15 protein-coding genes and 1 riboswitch are annotated in these 15,744 nt (G+C 68.9%); of the genes, 8 read left to right on the top strand and 7 right to left on the bottom strand.

Annotated features, from left to right (window positions below; genetic code table 11):
- Positions 1-337: 337 nt before the first annotated feature.
- The 4 genes from H5U26_RS04895 to ahcY form a co-directional block, all read right to left on the bottom strand.
- A complete protein-coding gene (locus H5U26_RS04895) occupies positions 338-649 on the bottom strand; it encodes a type II toxin-antitoxin system RelE/ParE family toxin (RefSeq protein WP_290617238.1) in 312 nt (103 codons plus the stop codon).
- A 4-nt stretch (positions 650-653) separates the two neighbouring features.
- Positions 654-923 carry a type II toxin-antitoxin system Phd/YefM family antitoxin gene (locus H5U26_RS04890; RefSeq protein WP_290617236.1) on the bottom strand — a complete coding sequence of 90 codons (270 nt, stop codon included), beginning with the start codon at positions 921-923 and terminating at the stop codon, positions 654-656.
- Positions 924-1,409: 486 nt separating this feature from the next.
- A complete protein-coding gene (gene metF / locus H5U26_RS04885; protein WP_290617234.1) occupies positions 1,410-2,270 on the bottom strand; it encodes a methylenetetrahydrofolate reductase [NAD(P)H] in 861 nt (286 codons plus the stop codon).
- A gap of 9 nt (positions 2,271-2,279) precedes the next feature.
- On the bottom strand, positions 2,280-3,683 hold the full coding sequence (gene ahcY / locus H5U26_RS04880) for an adenosylhomocysteinase (RefSeq protein WP_366055881.1): 1,404 nt from the start codon (positions 3,681-3,683) through the stop codon (positions 2,280-2,282).
- Positions 3,684-3,755: 72 nt separating this feature from the next.
- Positions 3,756-3,820: riboswitch (S-adenosyl-L-homocysteine riboswitch) on the bottom strand.
- Between the two features lie 198 nt (positions 3,821-4,018).
- On the opposite strand from ahcY, the gene H5U26_RS04875 reads away from it, so the two are divergent.
- The 5 genes from H5U26_RS04875 to H5U26_RS04855 all read left to right on the top strand — a co-directional run bounded on the left by H5U26_RS04875 (position 4,019) and on the right by H5U26_RS04855 (position 9,230).
- Positions 4,019-5,191 carry a GNAT family N-acetyltransferase gene (locus tag H5U26_RS04875; protein ID WP_290617232.1) on the top strand — a complete coding sequence of 391 codons (1,173 nt, stop codon included), beginning with the start codon at positions 4,019-4,021 and terminating at the stop codon, positions 5,189-5,191.
- Positions 5,188-5,901: a leucyl/phenylalanyl-tRNA--protein transferase gene (gene aat / locus H5U26_RS04870; protein ID WP_290617230.1), complete on the top strand. Its 714-nt coding sequence runs from the start codon at positions 5,188-5,190 to the stop codon at positions 5,899-5,901. Before H5U26_RS04875 ends, aat begins: the two co-directional genes overlap by 4 nt.
- Positions 5,891-6,643, top strand: a complete 753-nt coding sequence (locus H5U26_RS04865; protein ID WP_323759222.1) for an arginyltransferase — start codon at positions 5,891-5,893, stop codon at positions 6,641-6,643. Before aat ends, H5U26_RS04865 begins: the two co-directional genes overlap by 11 nt.
- An 84-nt stretch (positions 6,644-6,727) precedes the next feature.
- Positions 6,728-8,374: an NAD(P)/FAD-dependent oxidoreductase gene (locus H5U26_RS04860; RefSeq protein WP_290617226.1), complete on the top strand. Its 1,647-nt coding sequence runs from the start codon at positions 6,728-6,730 to the stop codon at positions 8,372-8,374.
- Positions 8,375-8,438: 64 nt separating this feature from the next.
- Positions 8,439-9,230, top strand: a complete 792-nt coding sequence (locus tag H5U26_RS04855) for an SDR family oxidoreductase (RefSeq protein WP_290617224.1) — start codon at positions 8,439-8,441, stop codon at positions 9,228-9,230.
- Between the two features lie 18 nt (positions 9,231-9,248).
- On the opposite strand, the gene H5U26_RS04850 is transcribed toward H5U26_RS04855, so the two are convergent.
- The 3 genes from H5U26_RS04850 to H5U26_RS04840 are packed head-to-tail and all read right to left on the bottom strand — an operon-like array spanning position 9,249 to position 13,405.
- Positions 9,249-10,157 (bottom strand): lysophospholipid acyltransferase family protein, encoded by a 909-nt coding sequence (locus tag H5U26_RS04850; protein ID WP_290617222.1) that lies wholly within the window; start codon positions 10,155-10,157, stop codon positions 9,249-9,251.
- Entirely contained in the window at positions 10,157-11,854 is a 1,698-nt protein-coding gene (locus H5U26_RS04845) for an ABC transporter ATP-binding protein (protein ID WP_290617220.1), read from the bottom strand. Before H5U26_RS04845 ends, H5U26_RS04850 begins: the two co-directional genes overlap by 1 nt.
- 3 nt (positions 11,855-11,857) lie before the next feature.
- Positions 11,858-13,405 carry a glycosyltransferase family 39 protein gene (locus tag H5U26_RS04840; RefSeq protein WP_290617218.1) on the bottom strand — a complete coding sequence of 516 codons (1,548 nt, stop codon included), beginning with the start codon at positions 13,403-13,405 and terminating at the stop codon, positions 11,858-11,860.
- A 180-nt stretch (positions 13,406-13,585) separates the two neighbouring features.
- Between H5U26_RS04840 and H5U26_RS04835 the strand changes: the two genes are divergently transcribed.
- From H5U26_RS04835 to H5U26_RS04825, 3 genes are all read left to right on the top strand, one after another.
- Positions 13,586-13,906 (top strand): 2Fe-2S iron-sulfur cluster-binding protein, encoded by a 321-nt coding sequence (locus tag H5U26_RS04835; protein ID WP_290617216.1) that lies wholly within the window; start codon positions 13,586-13,588, stop codon positions 13,904-13,906.
- A 45-nt stretch (positions 13,907-13,951) separates the two neighbouring features.
- Positions 13,952-15,208, top strand: a complete 1,257-nt coding sequence (locus H5U26_RS04830) for a cytochrome P450 (RefSeq protein WP_290617214.1) — start codon at positions 13,952-13,954, stop codon at positions 15,206-15,208.
- 340 nt (positions 15,209-15,548) lie between these two features.
- On the top strand, positions 15,549-15,728 hold the full coding sequence (locus tag H5U26_RS04825) for a hypothetical protein (RefSeq protein WP_075968178.1): 180 nt from the start codon (positions 15,549-15,551) through the stop codon (positions 15,726-15,728).
- Positions 15,729-15,744: the final 16 nt, after the last annotated feature.

Here is a 15,744-nt window from a genome sequence, read left to right as displayed (position 1 = left end):
AAGGCTGGGCGCAGGCATTCGGCCCGGCGGCGGGCTTGCGGGAGCGGCACCCTTGTGGGAGCGGCGCCCTCGCCGCGAATCTTCCAACCCGACATTCGGCCCGAGGCGGGCCTCCCACAAGGCTGGGCGCAGGCATTCGGCCGGGGTCACCCTTGTGGGAGCGGCGCCCTCGCCGCGAATCTTTCAACCGACATTCGGCCCGAGGCGGGCCTCCCACAAGGCTGGGCGCAGGCATTCGGCCCGGCGACGGGCCTCCCACGGTCGTGGATCTGCGGGAAACGCGCCTTCGAGCGGCGGGTGAGTCATTGATGGCGTATTGATTCGCAGATTCGGCGCGTCAGGGCGCGTCTTGGTCCGGCACGTCGAGCAGGCGCTCACTGCGCCAGACCCGAACGACACGCACGTGCTTCGGGTCACGCCGATAGACGATGCGAAACGGTGGCCGGATCAGCTCGCGCAGAAAAGGCTGGTCGAACTCGGGGACGATACGCCCCATGTCCGGATGATCGGCGAGTGCCTCGATGCTCGCAACGATTTGGCCAAGCAAGCGCTCGCCCACCTCGGGCACGCCCTGTCCGGCGTACCACGCCCGTATCGACTCCAGATCGGCCAGCGCGGATTCGGCGAGCCGGATGGCGGCCTTGGCCACGCGGCTACTTCAGACCGAGCCGCGCCTTGGCCTGTGCAAGCGACAGCTCTCGGCCCGCCTCGAGGTCGGCCAGACCGGCAACGACCGCCCGCATGAATGCGCGTTCCTCCTCGGCCGCCTCGTAGTCGTTCAGCGATTGCACCACGGCCACGCCGCGCCCGCGGCTGGTCAGCAGCACAGGCCGGTGCGCGTCTGTCGCATGCTTGACGACGCGGCCGGGGTTGACCTTCAGGTCGGCCAGCGGGATCACATCCTCGGAGAACTTGGTGCCCATGCCGGGATCCTCAGGTCCTGTAGACAGGGCCGACAATAGCACCCGTTCAAGCTCGTTATCGGTTGGCTGACGCGGCAAGCCCAGTGGGCTCAGGCATTCGGCCCGAGGTGGGTTTGTGGGAGCGGCGCCCTCGCCGCGAATCTTCCCACCGGCATTCGGCCCGGGGGCGGGCCTCCCACAGGTCCGGGCTCAGGCATTCGGCCCGAGGCGGGCCTCCCACGGTCGTGAGTCTGTGGGAGTGGAGCAGCTGTGGGAGCGGCGCCCTCGCCGCGAATCTTCCCACCGGCATTCGGCCCGGGGGCGGGCCTCCCACAGGTCCGGGCTCAGGCATTCGGCCCGGGGGCGGGTCTCCCACGGTCGTGGATCTGTGGGAGTGGAGCAGCTGTGGGAGCGGCGCCCTCGCCGCGAATCTTCCCACCGGCATTCGGCCCGAGGGCGGGCCTCCCACGGTGGTGGATCTGCGGGAGCGGCGCACCGCCGCGCGTGTCAGCAGGACTCGGTCGGCTGGCCCAGGCCCAGGGCCTGCCACAGGGTGGCGGTCGGTTCGGCGCGGTTCAGGGTGTAGAAGTGGATGCCGGGCGCGCCGCCTTCCAGCAGGCGGCGGCACAGCGCCAGGGTCACGTCCAGCCCGAAGGCGCGCAGGCCGTCGAGGTCGTCGCCGTAGTCCTCCAGCCGGCGCGCCAGCCAGCGCGGGATTTCCGCCCCGCAGGCGGCCGAGAAGCGCGCCAGTTGCGTGTAGTTGGTGATCGGCATCACGCCGGGCACGATCGGCACCGTGACGCCAGCCGCGGCGGCCGCATCGCAGAAGCGGAAATAGGCGTCGGCGTTGAAGAAATACTGCGTGATGGCCCCGTCGGCGCCGGCCTGCACCTTGCGCACGAAGGCCTCCAGGTCCGCGCGGGCGCTCCTGGCCTGCGGGTGGACTTCCGGGTAGGCGGCCACTTCCAGGTGAAACCAGTCGCCGGTCTGGCGGCGGATGAAGGCCACCAAGTCGCTGGCGTAGCGGAATTCGCCCGGCGTGTCGCCCATGCCGGACGGCAGATCGCCGCGCAGCGCCACCAGTCGGCGGATGCCCAGCGCCCGGTAGGCGTCCAGCAGTTCGCTGAGACTGGCCGCGGTGGCGCCGACGCAGGAGATGTGCGGCGCCACCGGCACGCCGTCCTGCCGCTGCAGGGTGGCGACGGTGTCCAGCGTCAGATCCCGCGTGCTGCCGCCGGCGCCGAAGGTGACCGACACGTAACCGGGCCGCAGCGGCAGCAGGGCGCGGCGCGCCTCCGCCAGGCGCGCCGCCGCCTCGTCGCTGCGCGGCGGGAAGAACTCGAAGCTGAAGCTGGGCGCGCTGCTCACGGCCGGGCCTCAGTAGCGGTAATGCTCGGGCTTGAACGGCCCCTGCTGCGACAGGCCCAGGTACGCCGCCTGCTTGTCGGTCAGGCGCGTCACGCGGGCGCCGATGCGCGCCAGGTGCAACGTGGCGACTTTCTCGTCCAGGTGCTTGGGCAGCACGTAGACCTGCTTCTGGTAACGATCGCCGTGGCAGAACAGCTCGATCTGCGCCAGCACCTGGTTGGTGAAGGAGTTGGACATCACGAAGCTCGGGTGGCCGGTGGCGCAGCCGAGGTTCACCAGGCGCCCTTCGGCCAGCAGGATGATGCGCTTGCCGTCCGGGAAGATGATGTGATCGACCTGCGGCTTGATGTTCTCCCAGCGGTACTGGCGCAGCGAGGCGACGTCGATTTCGGAATCGAAGTGGCCGATGTTGCAGACGATGGCCTGCGTCTTCATGGCCGCCATGTGGTCGTGGGTGATGACGTCCACGTTGCCGGTGGCGGTGACGAAGATGTCGGCCAGCGGCGCGGCCTCGTCCATGGTCACCACGCGGTAGCCTTCCATGGCCGCCTGCAGGGCGCAGATGGGGTCGATTTCGGTAATCCACACGCTGGCGCCCAGGCCCCGCAGGGACTGCGCGCAGCCCTTGCCGACGTCGCCGTAGCCGGCCACCACGGCGATCTTGCCGGCGATCATCACGTCCGTGGCGCGCTTGATGCCGTCCACCAGCGACTCGCGGCAGCCGTACAGGTTGTCGAACTTGCTCTTGGTGACCGAGTCGTTGACGTTGATGGCCGGGAACGGCAGGCGGCCCTCGGCGGCCATCTGGTACAGGCGCTTGACGCCGGTGGTGGTCTCCTCGGTCACGCCGCGGATGCCGGCCAGCTGGCGGCTGTACCAGCCCGGTTGGCTGGCGATGCGCTCGCGGATGGCCTTGTAGAGGGCCACTTCCTCGTCATTTTCGGGTTTGGCGATGACGCTGGCGTCCTGTTCGGCGCGCGCGCCCAGGATCAGCAGCAGCGTGGCGTCGCCGCCGTCGTCCAGGATCATGTTGGCGCCGCCGTCGAAATCGAAGATGCGGTGCGTGTAGGCCCAGTACTCGTCCAGCGTCTCGCCCTTGACGGCGAACACCGGCGTGCCGGCGGCGGCGATGGCCGCGGCGGCGTGGTCCTGGGTCGAGAAGATGTTGCAGGACGCCCAGCGAATGTCGGCACCCAGCGCCTGCAGCGTTTCGATCAGCACCGCGGTCTGGATGGTCATGTGCAGGGAACCGGCGATGCGCGCGCCGGCCAGCGGCTTGGCGGCGCCGTACTCGGCGCGGGTGGCCATCAGGCCGGGCATTTCGCTCTCGGCGATGGCGATTTCCTTGCGCCCCCAGTCGGCCAGGGCAAGATCGGCGACCAGGAAGTCGTGCGGTTTCTGGATGGCGTTCACGCGGTCACTCCTTGATTCGGACGACCGGGCGGGGGGCTGGTTGCTGACAGCTCGCTCCCGCCGCGGGTCACGGGGTAGCGAGCGCGGTTGGACGGCCTGAGCCTGGCGGGAATCCCGTTGCAGCGCTCCTCAGGTGGGCGGCATTCTAACCGGGCGCGCCGGTGGCGCGGCAAGCCGGGTGCCGCTGTTACCCTTGCATGCAGGAGCGCAGCTGCGCTGCGCGATGATCGCCCGGCGTAGCCGGGCTCCTACAATTGATCGCCACCGTTGTGTGTCGCTGGGGCATCGCCCGGCGTAGCCGGGCTCCTACGGTTTTTCGGTGGCGTGCCCCCTCATTGCTGACTCGAATCCATCCGGTGCCGGACCGCGTCAAGACCCGTTTCGTCGACAGCATCAAGGCCGTTCCCGCTGCGTCGTGGAACGGCCTCGACCTGGCCGGCAACCCATTCTTGCGGCACGAATTCCTGCTGGCGCTGGAGGAATCCGCCTGCGTGGACGGCCGCTCCGGTTGGGCCAGCCAGCATCTGCTGATCGAGCAGGGCGGCCGGTTGCTGGCGGCGGCGCCGGTGTACGTGAAGCAGCACTCCTACGGCGAGTACGTGTTCGACTGGGCCTGGGCCAACGCCTACCAGCGCGCCGGCCTGAGCTACTACCCGAAGCTGGTGGTGGCGGTGCCGTTCACGCCGGTGACCGGGCCGCGGCTGCTGCTGGCGCCGGGCGCGCACGAGGCGGCGCTGCTGGCCACGGCCGGCGAGGCGCTGATTGCGCACGCCAAGGCGCTGCGGGCGTCGTCCGTGCACTGGCTGTTCACGCCCGAGCGGCAGACGACGGCGCTGGCCGGCGGACAGTGGTTGCAGCGCGTCGGGCACCAGTTTCATTGGGAAAACCGCGGCTACGGCAGCTTCGACGATTACCTGGCCGCGCTGACGGCCGAGAAGCGCAAGAAGGTCCGCCGCGAGCGCCGCCAGGTGGCCGAGGCCGGCATCCGCGTCGAGGTGGTGCCGGGCAGCCATGCCGGCGCGGTCGAGTGGGCGGCGATGTACGGGTTTTACCGCGCCACGGTGGCCCGCCACGGGGCGATTGCGTATCTGACCGAAGCGTTCTTCCAGCGTCTGGGCGAGACGCTGGCCGATTGCGTGGTGCTGCTGCTGGCGGTGCGCGATGGCCGCTACGTGGCCGGGGCGCTCAACCTGCAGGGCACGGACGCGCTGTACGGCCGCTACTGGGGCTGCCTGGCCGACTACCACAGCCTGCATTTCGAGACCTGCTATTACCGGGCCATCGAGTACTGCATCGACCAGGGTCTTGCGCGCTTCGAGGCCGGCGCGCAGGGCGAGCACAAGTTGAGTCGCGGCTTTCTGCCGGTGCCGACCCATTCCCTGCACTGGTTGGCCGAGCCGCGGTTCGCCGATGCGGTGGCCGACTATCTGGTCGAGGAGACCGGCGAGATGGAGCGCTACCGCGAGCTGCTGGCGGAGCACTCGCCGTTTCGCCGCGAGCAGCCTTGAGCGGACCGCGCCTGTACTGGGTGCGCGAGGCTCGCTGGCGGGTCGGCTGGCCGCCACCGGAACAGGCCTGTGAGGAACCCAACGGCCTGCTCGCGGCGGGCGGCGATTTGCAACCGGCGACGCTGATCGACGCCTATCGGCGCGGCATCTTTCCCTGGTTCAGCGAGGGTGACCCGATCCTGTGGTGGTCGCCGCAGCCGCGCGCCGTGCTGTGGCCGCAGGATTTCGCGCCTTCGCGCAGTCTGCGCCGGCGCCTGACGCGGGGCGACTATCGGGTCAGTTTCGATACCGCCTTCGACGCCGTGGTCGCCGCCTGCGCCGCGCCGCGGCCGGGCGCCAGCGGTACCTGGATCACACCGGCCATAGGCAGCGCGTATGGCGCGCTGCACCGGCTGGGTTACGCGCACAGCGTCGAGGCCTGGCAGGACGGCGAGCTGGTCGGCGGCCTGTATGGCGTGGTGCTGGGGCAGGTGTTTTTTGGCGAGTCCATGTTCAGCCGGTGCACCGATGCGTCCAAGGTGGCGTTTGCGCATCTGGTGCGGTATTTGCTAAACCATGACTGCCGGCTGATCGACTGTCAGGTCAGTTCGGGCCATCTGGCAAGCCTGGGCGCCGTGGACATGCCGCGGGCCGAGTTCTTAACATGGCTCGACCGGCTCGCCCGACCACCGGACCCACGCGGACCCTGGCACGTCGATGATGATCTTTAACACCCGCTTCGGACGGCTGTTTTTCTTCTCCACCGAACCGCAGACCTGCAGCTACCTGCCGGACCGCGAGGCGGTGATGCTGTTCGCCGACCCGAACAAGGTCATCGACACCGAGACCTACGCCCGCCTGATCGATTACGGCTTTCGCCGCAGCGGCGACAACGTCTACCGACCGCACTGCCGCGGTTGCACCGCCTGCGTGCCGGTGCGCATTCCGGTGGCGGATTTTCTGCCCGACCGCGCCCAGCGCCGCGCCTGGCAGCGCAATCAGGACCTGACCGTCAGCCGCGCGCGCACCGAATTCGGCCCCGAGCATCTGGACCTCTACCACCGCTATCAGGTGGCGCGCCACGACGGCCGGGCGGGCGTGCGCGACGCGCGCGAGCAGCTCGAATTCCTGCGCAGCCGCTTCATCGACACCTCCAGCCTGGAGTACCGGCTCGACGGTCGGCTGGTGATGGTCAGCGTCATCGACCAGATGCCGCAGGGCCTATCGGCGGTGTACACCTTCTATGAGGCGGACGACGCGGCGCTGGCCCGCCGCAGCCTGGGCACCTTCGGCGTGCTGCGGCTGATCGAGGAATGCCGTAAGCGCAACCTGCCCTGGCTGTATCTGGGCTACTGGATCGCCGATTCGGAAAAAATGGCCTACAAGAGTCGCTACCAGCCGCTGCACGCCTACCAGCACGGGCGCTGGGAGCGGCTGGCGCCGACCGATCAGGACGCGGAAATCAACCCGTAGCCACTGACGGTGGCGGGCGCCGCGCGGGGTGTATCTTGGCGCGGCGACCCGAAGGACACATAAAACGAGGACGAGGAGAGACCCATGAACGACCCACGCATCACGCCACCCCTGCCCCCCGATTTCGACGCGGTCATCGTCGGCGCCGGCTTTGCCGGCCTGTACATGCTGCACAAGCTGCGCGAGGCCGGCTTCACGGCGCACGTGTTCGAGGCCGGCGACGGCGTCGGCGGCACCTGGTACTGGAACCGCTATCCGGGTGCCCGCTGCGACATCGAGAGCGTGGACTATTCGTATTCCTTCTCGCCCGAGCTGGAGCAGGAGTGGCAGTGGACCGAGCGCTACCCGCGCCAGCCGGAGATCCTGGCCTACCTGAACCACGTCGCCGACCGCTTCGACCTGCGCCGCGACATCGAGCTGAATACCCGCGTCACGGCGGCGCATTTCGATGAACACGCCGGCCTGTGGCGCATCGAAACCGACCGTGGCCAGCCAGTTACGGCGCGCCATTGCGTGATGGCCACCGGTTGCCTGTCGGTACCCAAGGCGCCCGAGCTGCCGGGCATCGAACGCTTTGCCGGCGCCACCTATCTGACCGCCGCCTGGCCGAAGGACGGTGTCGACTTCACCGGCCTTCGCGTGGGCGTGATCGGCACCGGTTCCACGGCCATCCAGGTGATCCCGCAGGTGGCCCGCCAGGCCAAACACCTGACGGTGTTCCAGCGCACCGCCAACTTCAGCGTGCCGGCGCGCAACGGCCCGCTGCCGGCGGCCGAACAGCAGCGCATCAAGGCCGGTTACCCGGATCGCCGCGCGCTGAGCCGCCGATCGCTGTTCGGAATTCCCGTCGCGGTACCGGAGGCGCCGCGGCGCACGCGCGACATTCCGCCCGCCGAGCTGAATCAGACGCTCGAAACGCTGTGGGCACAGGGCGGCGCCATGAGTCTGCTGGCCGCCGCGCCGGACGTGCTGGTGGACCCGGAGGCCAACGCGCGGGTGGCCGAGTTCGTGCGCCGCAAGATCCGCGCCACGGTCAAGGATCCCGACCTTGCCGAGCGGCTGTGCCCGAGCACGCATCCGCTGGGCACCAAGCGCCTGTGTCTGGACACCGAGTACTACGAGACCTTCAACCGCGACAACGTGACGCTGGTCGACCTGCGCGCCACGCCGATCGAGACGCTCACCGAGCACGGCCTGCGCACGCGCGAGGCCGAATACCGGCTCGATGCGCTGATCTTCGCCACCGGCTTCGATGCCATGACCGGCGCCCTGCTGGCCATGGACATCCGCGGGCGCAACGGCCGCAGCCTGCGCGAGGCATGGGCGGACGGCCCGCACACCTACCTGGGCCTGGCCAGCGCCGGCTTCCCGAACCTGTTCCTGATCACCGGACCGCAAAGTCCGTCGGTATTCACCAACATGGTGATGTCCATCGAGCAGCACGTGGACTGGATTGCCGACTGTCTTGCCTACCTGCGTGCCCGCGGCATCCGCTGCATCGAGGCCAGCGCCCCGGCGCAGGCGCAGTGGGAGGCGCACGTCGCGGCGGTGGCCGACGCCACGCTCATGCCGCAGGCAGATTCCTGGTACGTCGGCGCCAACGTGCCTGGCAAGCCGCGCGTGTTCATGGCCTACCTCGGTGGCCTCGGACCGTACCGGCAGCGCTGCGATGAGGTGGCGGCGCAGGGCTATACCGGCTTCGAGCTCACGCCGGCGGCGGCCACGGTTTGATGAGCGGCTGAAAACGGGCATTCTTGCCGTCCTTCTCGACACGTCCCGCGACCAAGGAGGCGCCATGGATCTGCAACTCACCGGCAAGCGCGCGCTGGTCACCGGCAGCACCGCCGGCATCGGTTACGCCATCGCCGTCAGCCTGGCGCGCGAGGGCGCGCAGGTCATCATCACCGGCCGCACACAGGCCGGCGTGGACGCGGCGCTGGGCAGCCTGCTGGCCGATACCGGCGTGTCGGGGCTGGGCTTTGCCGGCGATCTGGGCGAGGCGGCGGTGTGCACGGCGCTGGCGGCGGCTTACCCGGACGTGGACATCCTGGTCAACAACCTCGGCATCTTCGATGCCAAACCCTTCGAGGACATTCCGGACGCCGACTGGCTGCGTTTTTTCGAGGTCAACGTGATGGCCGGCGTGCGCCTGGCGCGGGCCTGCCTGCCGGCCATGCGGCGGCGCGACTGGGGGCGCATCGTGTTCGTTTCGAGCGAGAGCGCCATCAACATTCCGGCCGAGATGGTGCACTACGGCATGACCAAGACCGCCCAGCTGGCCGTCTCGCGCGGCCTGGCCGAGTCGCTGGCCGGCACCGGCATCACCGTCAACAGCGTGCTGCCGGGGCCGACCCGCTCGCGCGGCGTGGTGGGCTTCCTCGAAAAGATGGCCGCCGAGGCCGGCCAGCCGGTGGCCGACATCGAGCGCGAGTTCTTCAACCGTGCCCGGCCGAGCTCGCTGATCCGGCGTTTTGCCGAGCCGGCCGAGGTGGCGGCGCTGGTCACCTACGTGGTCAGTCCGCTGGCCTCTGCCACCACCGGCGCCGCGCTGCGGGTCGATGGCGGCATCGTGCGCAATCCGTTCTGAGGCGCCGCGGCGCGCCGCTCAGCTGCGTCCCCAGCGCCGGTAGCGCCACTGCCAAAAGGCGGGATGGGCGCGGATTTCGGCCTCCGCCAGGCGATACAGGGTCTGCAGGGTCGGGTCGTCCTCGCGCAGTGTGCCGGCCGGCGCCGGCAGCGGCGGGTGGATCACCACTTCGTGCAGTTCCGGATGCAGGAACACCGGCACGATCGGCGCCCGCGCCCGGCGCGCCAGCACCAGCGGCCCGGCCGGCATCGGCACGCGCTTGCCCAGGAACTCGATCTGGATGCCGCCGTCGTTCTTGACGCCCTGGTCCAGGTAGATCATTACCAACCGGCCGCGGCGCAGGGCGTCGAGCACGCGCGGCGCGGCAGCCTGGTCGCGCTCGATGCGGATCGCTTCTATCCCCAAGCGCTGCAGCGCTCCGATGTAGTAGCCCGGCGGCACCTGGCGCGCCTCGCGGATGACGATGGTGACCGGGTAGCCGGCCTGCGCCAACCACAGCGGCACCTTGCTGAAATGTCCCAGGTGCAGGCCCACGCCCAGCACGCCGCGCCCGCCGGCCAGGGCCCGATCCAGATGCTCGCGGCCGTGGGCCGTGATCGGCCCCAGGAACTGCGCCAGCTCGAGCCTGCCGTCGACCATCTGCAGGAACTCGAGCGCGCCGACGCTGGCGTCGCACAGCGATTCGCGGGCGATGGCGGGCAGTTCCGCCGCCGGCCGCCCCGGCAGGGCCAGACGCAGATTGGCAAGATCGCGTCGCCGCTGGGCCGGGCGCAGGGCGTAGTTGAGCCCGCCAACGAAGCGCCCGACCCGGCGCGTGGTCAGCGGACGGCTGGCCAGTGCACGCGCCACGGCGCGCAGCAGGCGAAACACGCCGCGCCGCCAGACGCGCCGCAGCGGCAGCCACACGCGCTTGCGCAGCGTGGCCATCAGCTGACCGGCTCGCCGGCCGGGTGCAGGGTGCCTTTGGCGATATGGAAGACGTGGTCGGAAACGTCCAGCAGCGCCGGCCGGTGGGTGATGGCCAGCAGCGTATAGCGGCCCTTCAATTCGCGCAGCGTGTCGCGCACGGCCATCTCGGCGGCGGCGTCCAGCGCCGAGGTCGGCTCGTCCAGGATCAGCAGCGCCGGCTGGTGGATCAGCGCGCGGGCGATGGCGATGCGCTGGCGCTGCCCGCCGGACAGCTTGCCGCCGCGTTCGCCGACCGGCGTGTCCAGGCCCTGTTCCAGGGTCGCCACGAAGTCCCAGGCGCCGGCCTGGCGCAGCGCGCGTTCGGCGTCTTCACGGCCGAGCGCCGGATCGCCCAGCGTCACGTTCACCAACACACTGTCGTGCAGCAGCAGCGTGTCCTGCGGCACGTAGCCGATCATGCGCCGCCAGGCGCGCCGGTCCAGCGTCTCCAGCGGCACGCCGTCGATCAGCACCTGCCCGGACTGCGGCTGCAGCAGGCCGATGACGATGTCCACCAGCGTGGTCTTGCCGGCGCCGGACGGACCGATCAGGGTGGTCAGTTGCCGGGCCGGGATGTTCAGGTCGACGCCGTCCAGCACGGCCCGCTCGCCGTAGGCGAAGCGCACCCCGCGCAACTCGATGCCGCGTTCCAGGCGCGGCGTTGCGCCGCCGGCCGGCGGCTCCGCCGCCGACTGCGCCCGCTCGATCGCCGCGAGCATGCGCCAGTAGGCGGTGCCGGAGGCCACCATGGCCTGGTACTGGCGCTGCGTCTTGCTGAAATAGCCGAGCACCCGCGCCAGCAGAAAGATCACCACCATCACCGAGGCCAGCGACAGGCCCAGATGCTGGATGGCCAGATACAGCCCGCCGGCCGTCAGCGAGGCAAACAACGGGTCCTGCACCGCCGGCAGGGCCTCCTTGGCGATCACTTGCCGGCGCAGGGCCTTGTCGATCTGCCGCGTCTGGGCGGCCAGGATGCCGTCGGCGAGATCCTCGCGCCCCATGGCCTTCAGCGGCTTGACCGACTGCAGCACGTCCGTGAGGTAGATCACCAGCTGCGCGGTGAGCTTATGCTGGCGTCTGGAGGCGCGGCGCGCGCGGCGTACCAGTCCGCCCATGGCGCCCATCAGCAGGCCGCCCAGCAGCAGCGCCGCCAGCGTCGCCTGCCAGGACACCATCATCGCCAGCGCCGAGTAGATGAGCGCCTGCACCAGTACGGCCATCATCTGCGCCGCGCAGAAATAGGCGTTGGCCGCCTGGTTCGCCTCGCCGGATATGGCGTTCGACAGCGCGCCGATCGGCGTGTGCAGGTAGTACTCCCAGCGGCTCGACAGCGCCGCGCGCAACAGGCGTTGGCGCAGGTCGGTCGCCACGCGTGCCATGGTGTAGCCCACCTGGGCGTTGGCGGCCAGGGTCATCACCGCCTTTACCACCATGGCAATCACCATCAGGGCCAGCAGCGGTCCGAGCCGCGGCGGGATACCCAACATGGCCAGAAACCGCGTCACCTGCTGCGCCGGCAGCGGCTGACCGGCACCGTCATCCGCCACCGTCACCAGCATGGTCAGCAGCGAGGACAGGCCCAGTCCGTCCAGCAGCCCGGCCAGCAACAGCGACAGCAGCGTCAGCAGGCTGCGGCCAGGATAGGCGCGGGCCAAGTGCAGCAGCAGGCGCATGGCTCAGCGTGTCCTTTGCACCGCCGCCGGCCGGTAGCCGGCGGCAACGCGGTAGTAGAGGTGGCGAATCACTTGCCCGCGCCAGTGGATGATCTGTTCCTGGATCGGGCCGACATCGACCAGCGCCGCCTCGACCGAAGGGTCTTCCAGATCCTTGCGCTCGAAATCGACCAGCAGCACTGGCCGTCTGCCATTGCTTTGATCGTCGAACCAGTACTCGAACATCGCCCCGCCGCGCCCGACGATGTTGCGCGAGGTGATGTTGTCGCGCCGGCCGTCGGTGTCGTAAAAGGCCAGACCCGCCGCGATCGACCACTTGCTCATGCCGGCCACCAGCGGTCGCTGGCCGGTGTCGCGTTCCACCTGTTGTTCGAGCTGGTGCACCGCCGCAGCCGCCTCGCGCCAGGCCAGGTAATCGACGTTGCGGCTCGGGTACGGCACGCCCGGCAGGCCGAACACGATGTACACCGCCGTGGTCGCGTAGATCGCGCCCAGCAGGTACAGCGTGGGTCGCCAGGCGCGCGCGAGGAAACGCCCCAGCCGGTCAGCGGGCGCCGCCGGCAGCACCAGCGTGGTGGCCAGAAACGGCAGCAGGCCGATGTAGGCCGGCCCGGTCCAGTGAAAGTGCGGGTAGTTGAACAGGCTGAACGCGAAAAAAACGCCAAACGGCACCGCCGCCGTCCACAGCAAAAGGCGCCGGCTGCGCGCGTCTGCCACCGCCTGGGCCCGCCACGCAGGACGGGTGGCGACGCCCCAGGCGGCCAGTGCTCCGGTCGGGAACAGCAGCAGCAGGACGTGCGCCACCAACAAATGGGTGGAGAACTCGTAGTTCTGCTGCACGCGCCGGGTGCTCTGGAAGGCAAACGAAGCCCAGTCGTGAGCCGCGTTCCACGCCAACACCGGCCAGAACAGCGCCAGCGCCAACAGCGCGGCCAGATAGGGCTGCGGGCGGGCCAGCCAGCGCCGGGCCAGCGGGTCGCTCAGCACGAAGCCGGCGGCGCCGGCCGCCAGCAGCACGATCGGATACTTGCCAAGCAGGCCAAGGCCCATCGCCAGGCCGACGCCCAGCCAGGCGCCGCGCTGGTCTCGCACCAGTGCCCGGTGCAGATAAAACACCCCGGCCGACCAGGCCGCCACCAGCGGCGCGTCCGGCGTCATCAGAAAACCGGACAGGAAAAAGCCGGGCAGGGCGCAGCCGAGCAGCACCGCCGCCAGCGCCTGTTCGTGCCCGCCGACCTCCCGCGTCAGGCGGTAGATGTAGACCAGCGCAATCAGTCCGCAGCCGATCGCGCCCAGCCGCACGCCGGCCGGCGTGTTGCCCAGCAGGTGCGTGCCGAGCCAGTTCAGCCACGCCACCAGCGGCGGGTGATCCAGAAAGGCCAGCTCCATCCGCTGCGAGTAGAGCCAGTAATAGGCTTCGTCGACGATCGGATCGAGCAGCGGAAAGAACACCAGCCGCAGGCCGATGAAAAACCCGGCCAGGACCAGCAGACCGCGCGTCGACACGGTGGCTGGCGCGGTCCAGTTCAGGGCAGGGGCGGGTGGGTTCACGGACGGGCTGTGGTGGCAGCAGGGCGCGGCATGATAACGCTGCCGTTTGCGGGATCGGCGCGCCTACCCGCCGGCTCGTCCGCCGGCCCGACGAGCTGAACGAACGATTGCTAAAGGCGCAATCCTGCGTATACTCGAATTCACGGCAAGGCATACCCCGCAGCGCAAGGAGGCGCAACCATGACGAAGGTGGTTTTCGTAGAGGCAAACGGCGCGCGGCACGAGGTGCAGGCCCGCGACGGCCGCTCACTGATGCAGGCGGCGGTGCAAAACGCCGTGCCCGGAATCGATGCCGACTGCGGTGGCAAGTGTCTGTGCGCCACCTGTCACGTCATCCTGCCACCGGACTGGTACGCGCGACTCGGCGGACCGAACCCGCAAGAGCAGGAAATGCTGAACCCGACGCCCGAGCGCACGCCGACCTCGCGCCTGTCCTGCCAGATTCAGGTCTCCGACGCGCTCGAAGGCCTCGTCGTGCAGCTGCCCGCCTTCCAGATGTAGGCAAAGCCAGCCGCCTGCCGATACTCACTCACGGAGGAGAGAGCCATGTTGGATTCGGTAAATCGCCTCAGAATGATCGATGTCGATCCATACGACATCCCGCTGGAAGAAATCGACGTCAGTCAGGCCGACCTTTACGAGCACGACGCGCAATGGGGCTTTTTCGAGCGCCTGCGCCGGGAAGCGCCGATGCACTACTGCGCCGACAGCGAGTACGGCCCGTTCTGGTCGGTGACCAAGTTCAACGACATCGCCCACGTCGAGAAAAACCACCAGCTGTTCTCGTCCGAGCCGACCATCACCATCGCCGACCTGCCGGAAGCAATCCCCTTCCAGAGCTTCATCCAGATGGACCCGCCCAAGCATGACGTGCACCGCGCGGCGGTGCAGCCGGTGGTGGCGCCAGCCAACCTGGCCAAGCTCGAGCCGATCATCCGCGAACGGGTCGGCAAGATCCTGGACGAGCTGCCGGTCGGCGAAACCTTCGACTGGGTGGAGCGGGTGTCGATCGAACTGACGACCCAAATGCTGGCGACCCTGTTCGATTTTCCCTTCGAGGAACGGCGCAAGCTCACCTTCTGGTCGGACGCGACCACCGGCGCGCCCGACATCAGCGGCGGCGACTTCATCACCCCCGAGGACCGCGACGTGGCGCTGGCCGACTGCGCCGAACATTTCGTGCGGCTGTGGCACCAGCGGGTCAGCAAGCCGGGTAACGACCTGATCTCCATGCTGGCGCATTCCGAGCGCACCCGAAACATGATCGACTCGCCCATGGAATACCTGGGCAACATCATCCTGCTGATCATCGGCGGCAACGACACCACGCGCAATTCGATCACCGGCGGCGTGCTGGCGCTGAACCAGAACCCGGCCGAGTACGACAAGCTGCGCCGCGACACCACGCTGATCCCGAACATGGTGTCCGAGATCATCCGCTGGCAGACGCCGATCCTTGGCATGCGCCGCCGCGCCACGCAGGACACCGAACTGTTTGGCAAGCAGGTCCGCAAGCACGACAAGGTCATGATGTGGTACGTGTCCGGCAACCGCGACGACGAGGTGATCGCCGACCCGATGCGCTTCAAGATCGACCGCGAGAACGCCCGGCACCACTTGTCCTTCGGCTTCGGCATCCACCGCTGCATGGGCAACCGCCTGGCGGAAATGCAGCTGCGCGTGTCCTGGGAAGAAATCATGAAGCGCTTCCGCATGGTCGAGGTCGTCGGCGGCCCGGTGCGGGCCAAGTCCAACATCATCCGCGGCTACCGCAGCATGCAGGTGCAGGTTCACCCGTGGTGAGGCGGCGAGGCCGCGTGGTCAGGCGCGTCGCCGCCCGGGCGCGCACCGCGCCGAAAAAACCTGTATGCTGCAGCCCGCAATGTTTGATTGCTTGTCTGGTCAGTGAGTGTGCGTTTGCTTCTTGATTGTTCCCGGGCTACCTGCCCAGTGGCCGCTTTTCTCGCCAACGAACCCGCCGCGGTTCGCCTGTCCGGCGTTCGAAAAGGCGCGTGTCTGAACAAAACCCTGCCTTGCGTGCCTGGCGCCTGCTGCGCCCGGCATTCTGTCGCCTCCCGACGACCCCTTTCCACGGACCTGTAGTCCGTACCGTCTGTCGCCCGCCTGCCGTCCAGAGTGCCCCGTGGCCAAGCCAAACTACTCGTTCGAGAAACGTCAGCGCGAGCTGGCGAAGAGCAAGAAAAAAGAAGAAAAGAACCTGCGCAAGCTCGCCAAGAGTTCCGCGCAAGGGGATGTGTCGGCGCAGTCGCCGTCTGATGAATCGGCATCCGCCGACCCCGGCGTCCCCGCCGGGAATCCTTGAAACCCTGGAGTGCTTG

Origin of the sequence: Immundisolibacter sp. (genome assembly GCF_014359565.1) — a bacterium.
In the GTDB taxonomy this organism is placed as follows: Bacteria; Pseudomonadota; Gammaproteobacteria; order Immundisolibacterales; family Immundisolibacteraceae; genus Immundisolibacter.
Note: the sequence above shows the minus strand (reverse complement) of the source record. Positions and strands in the feature narration are given on the sequence as shown.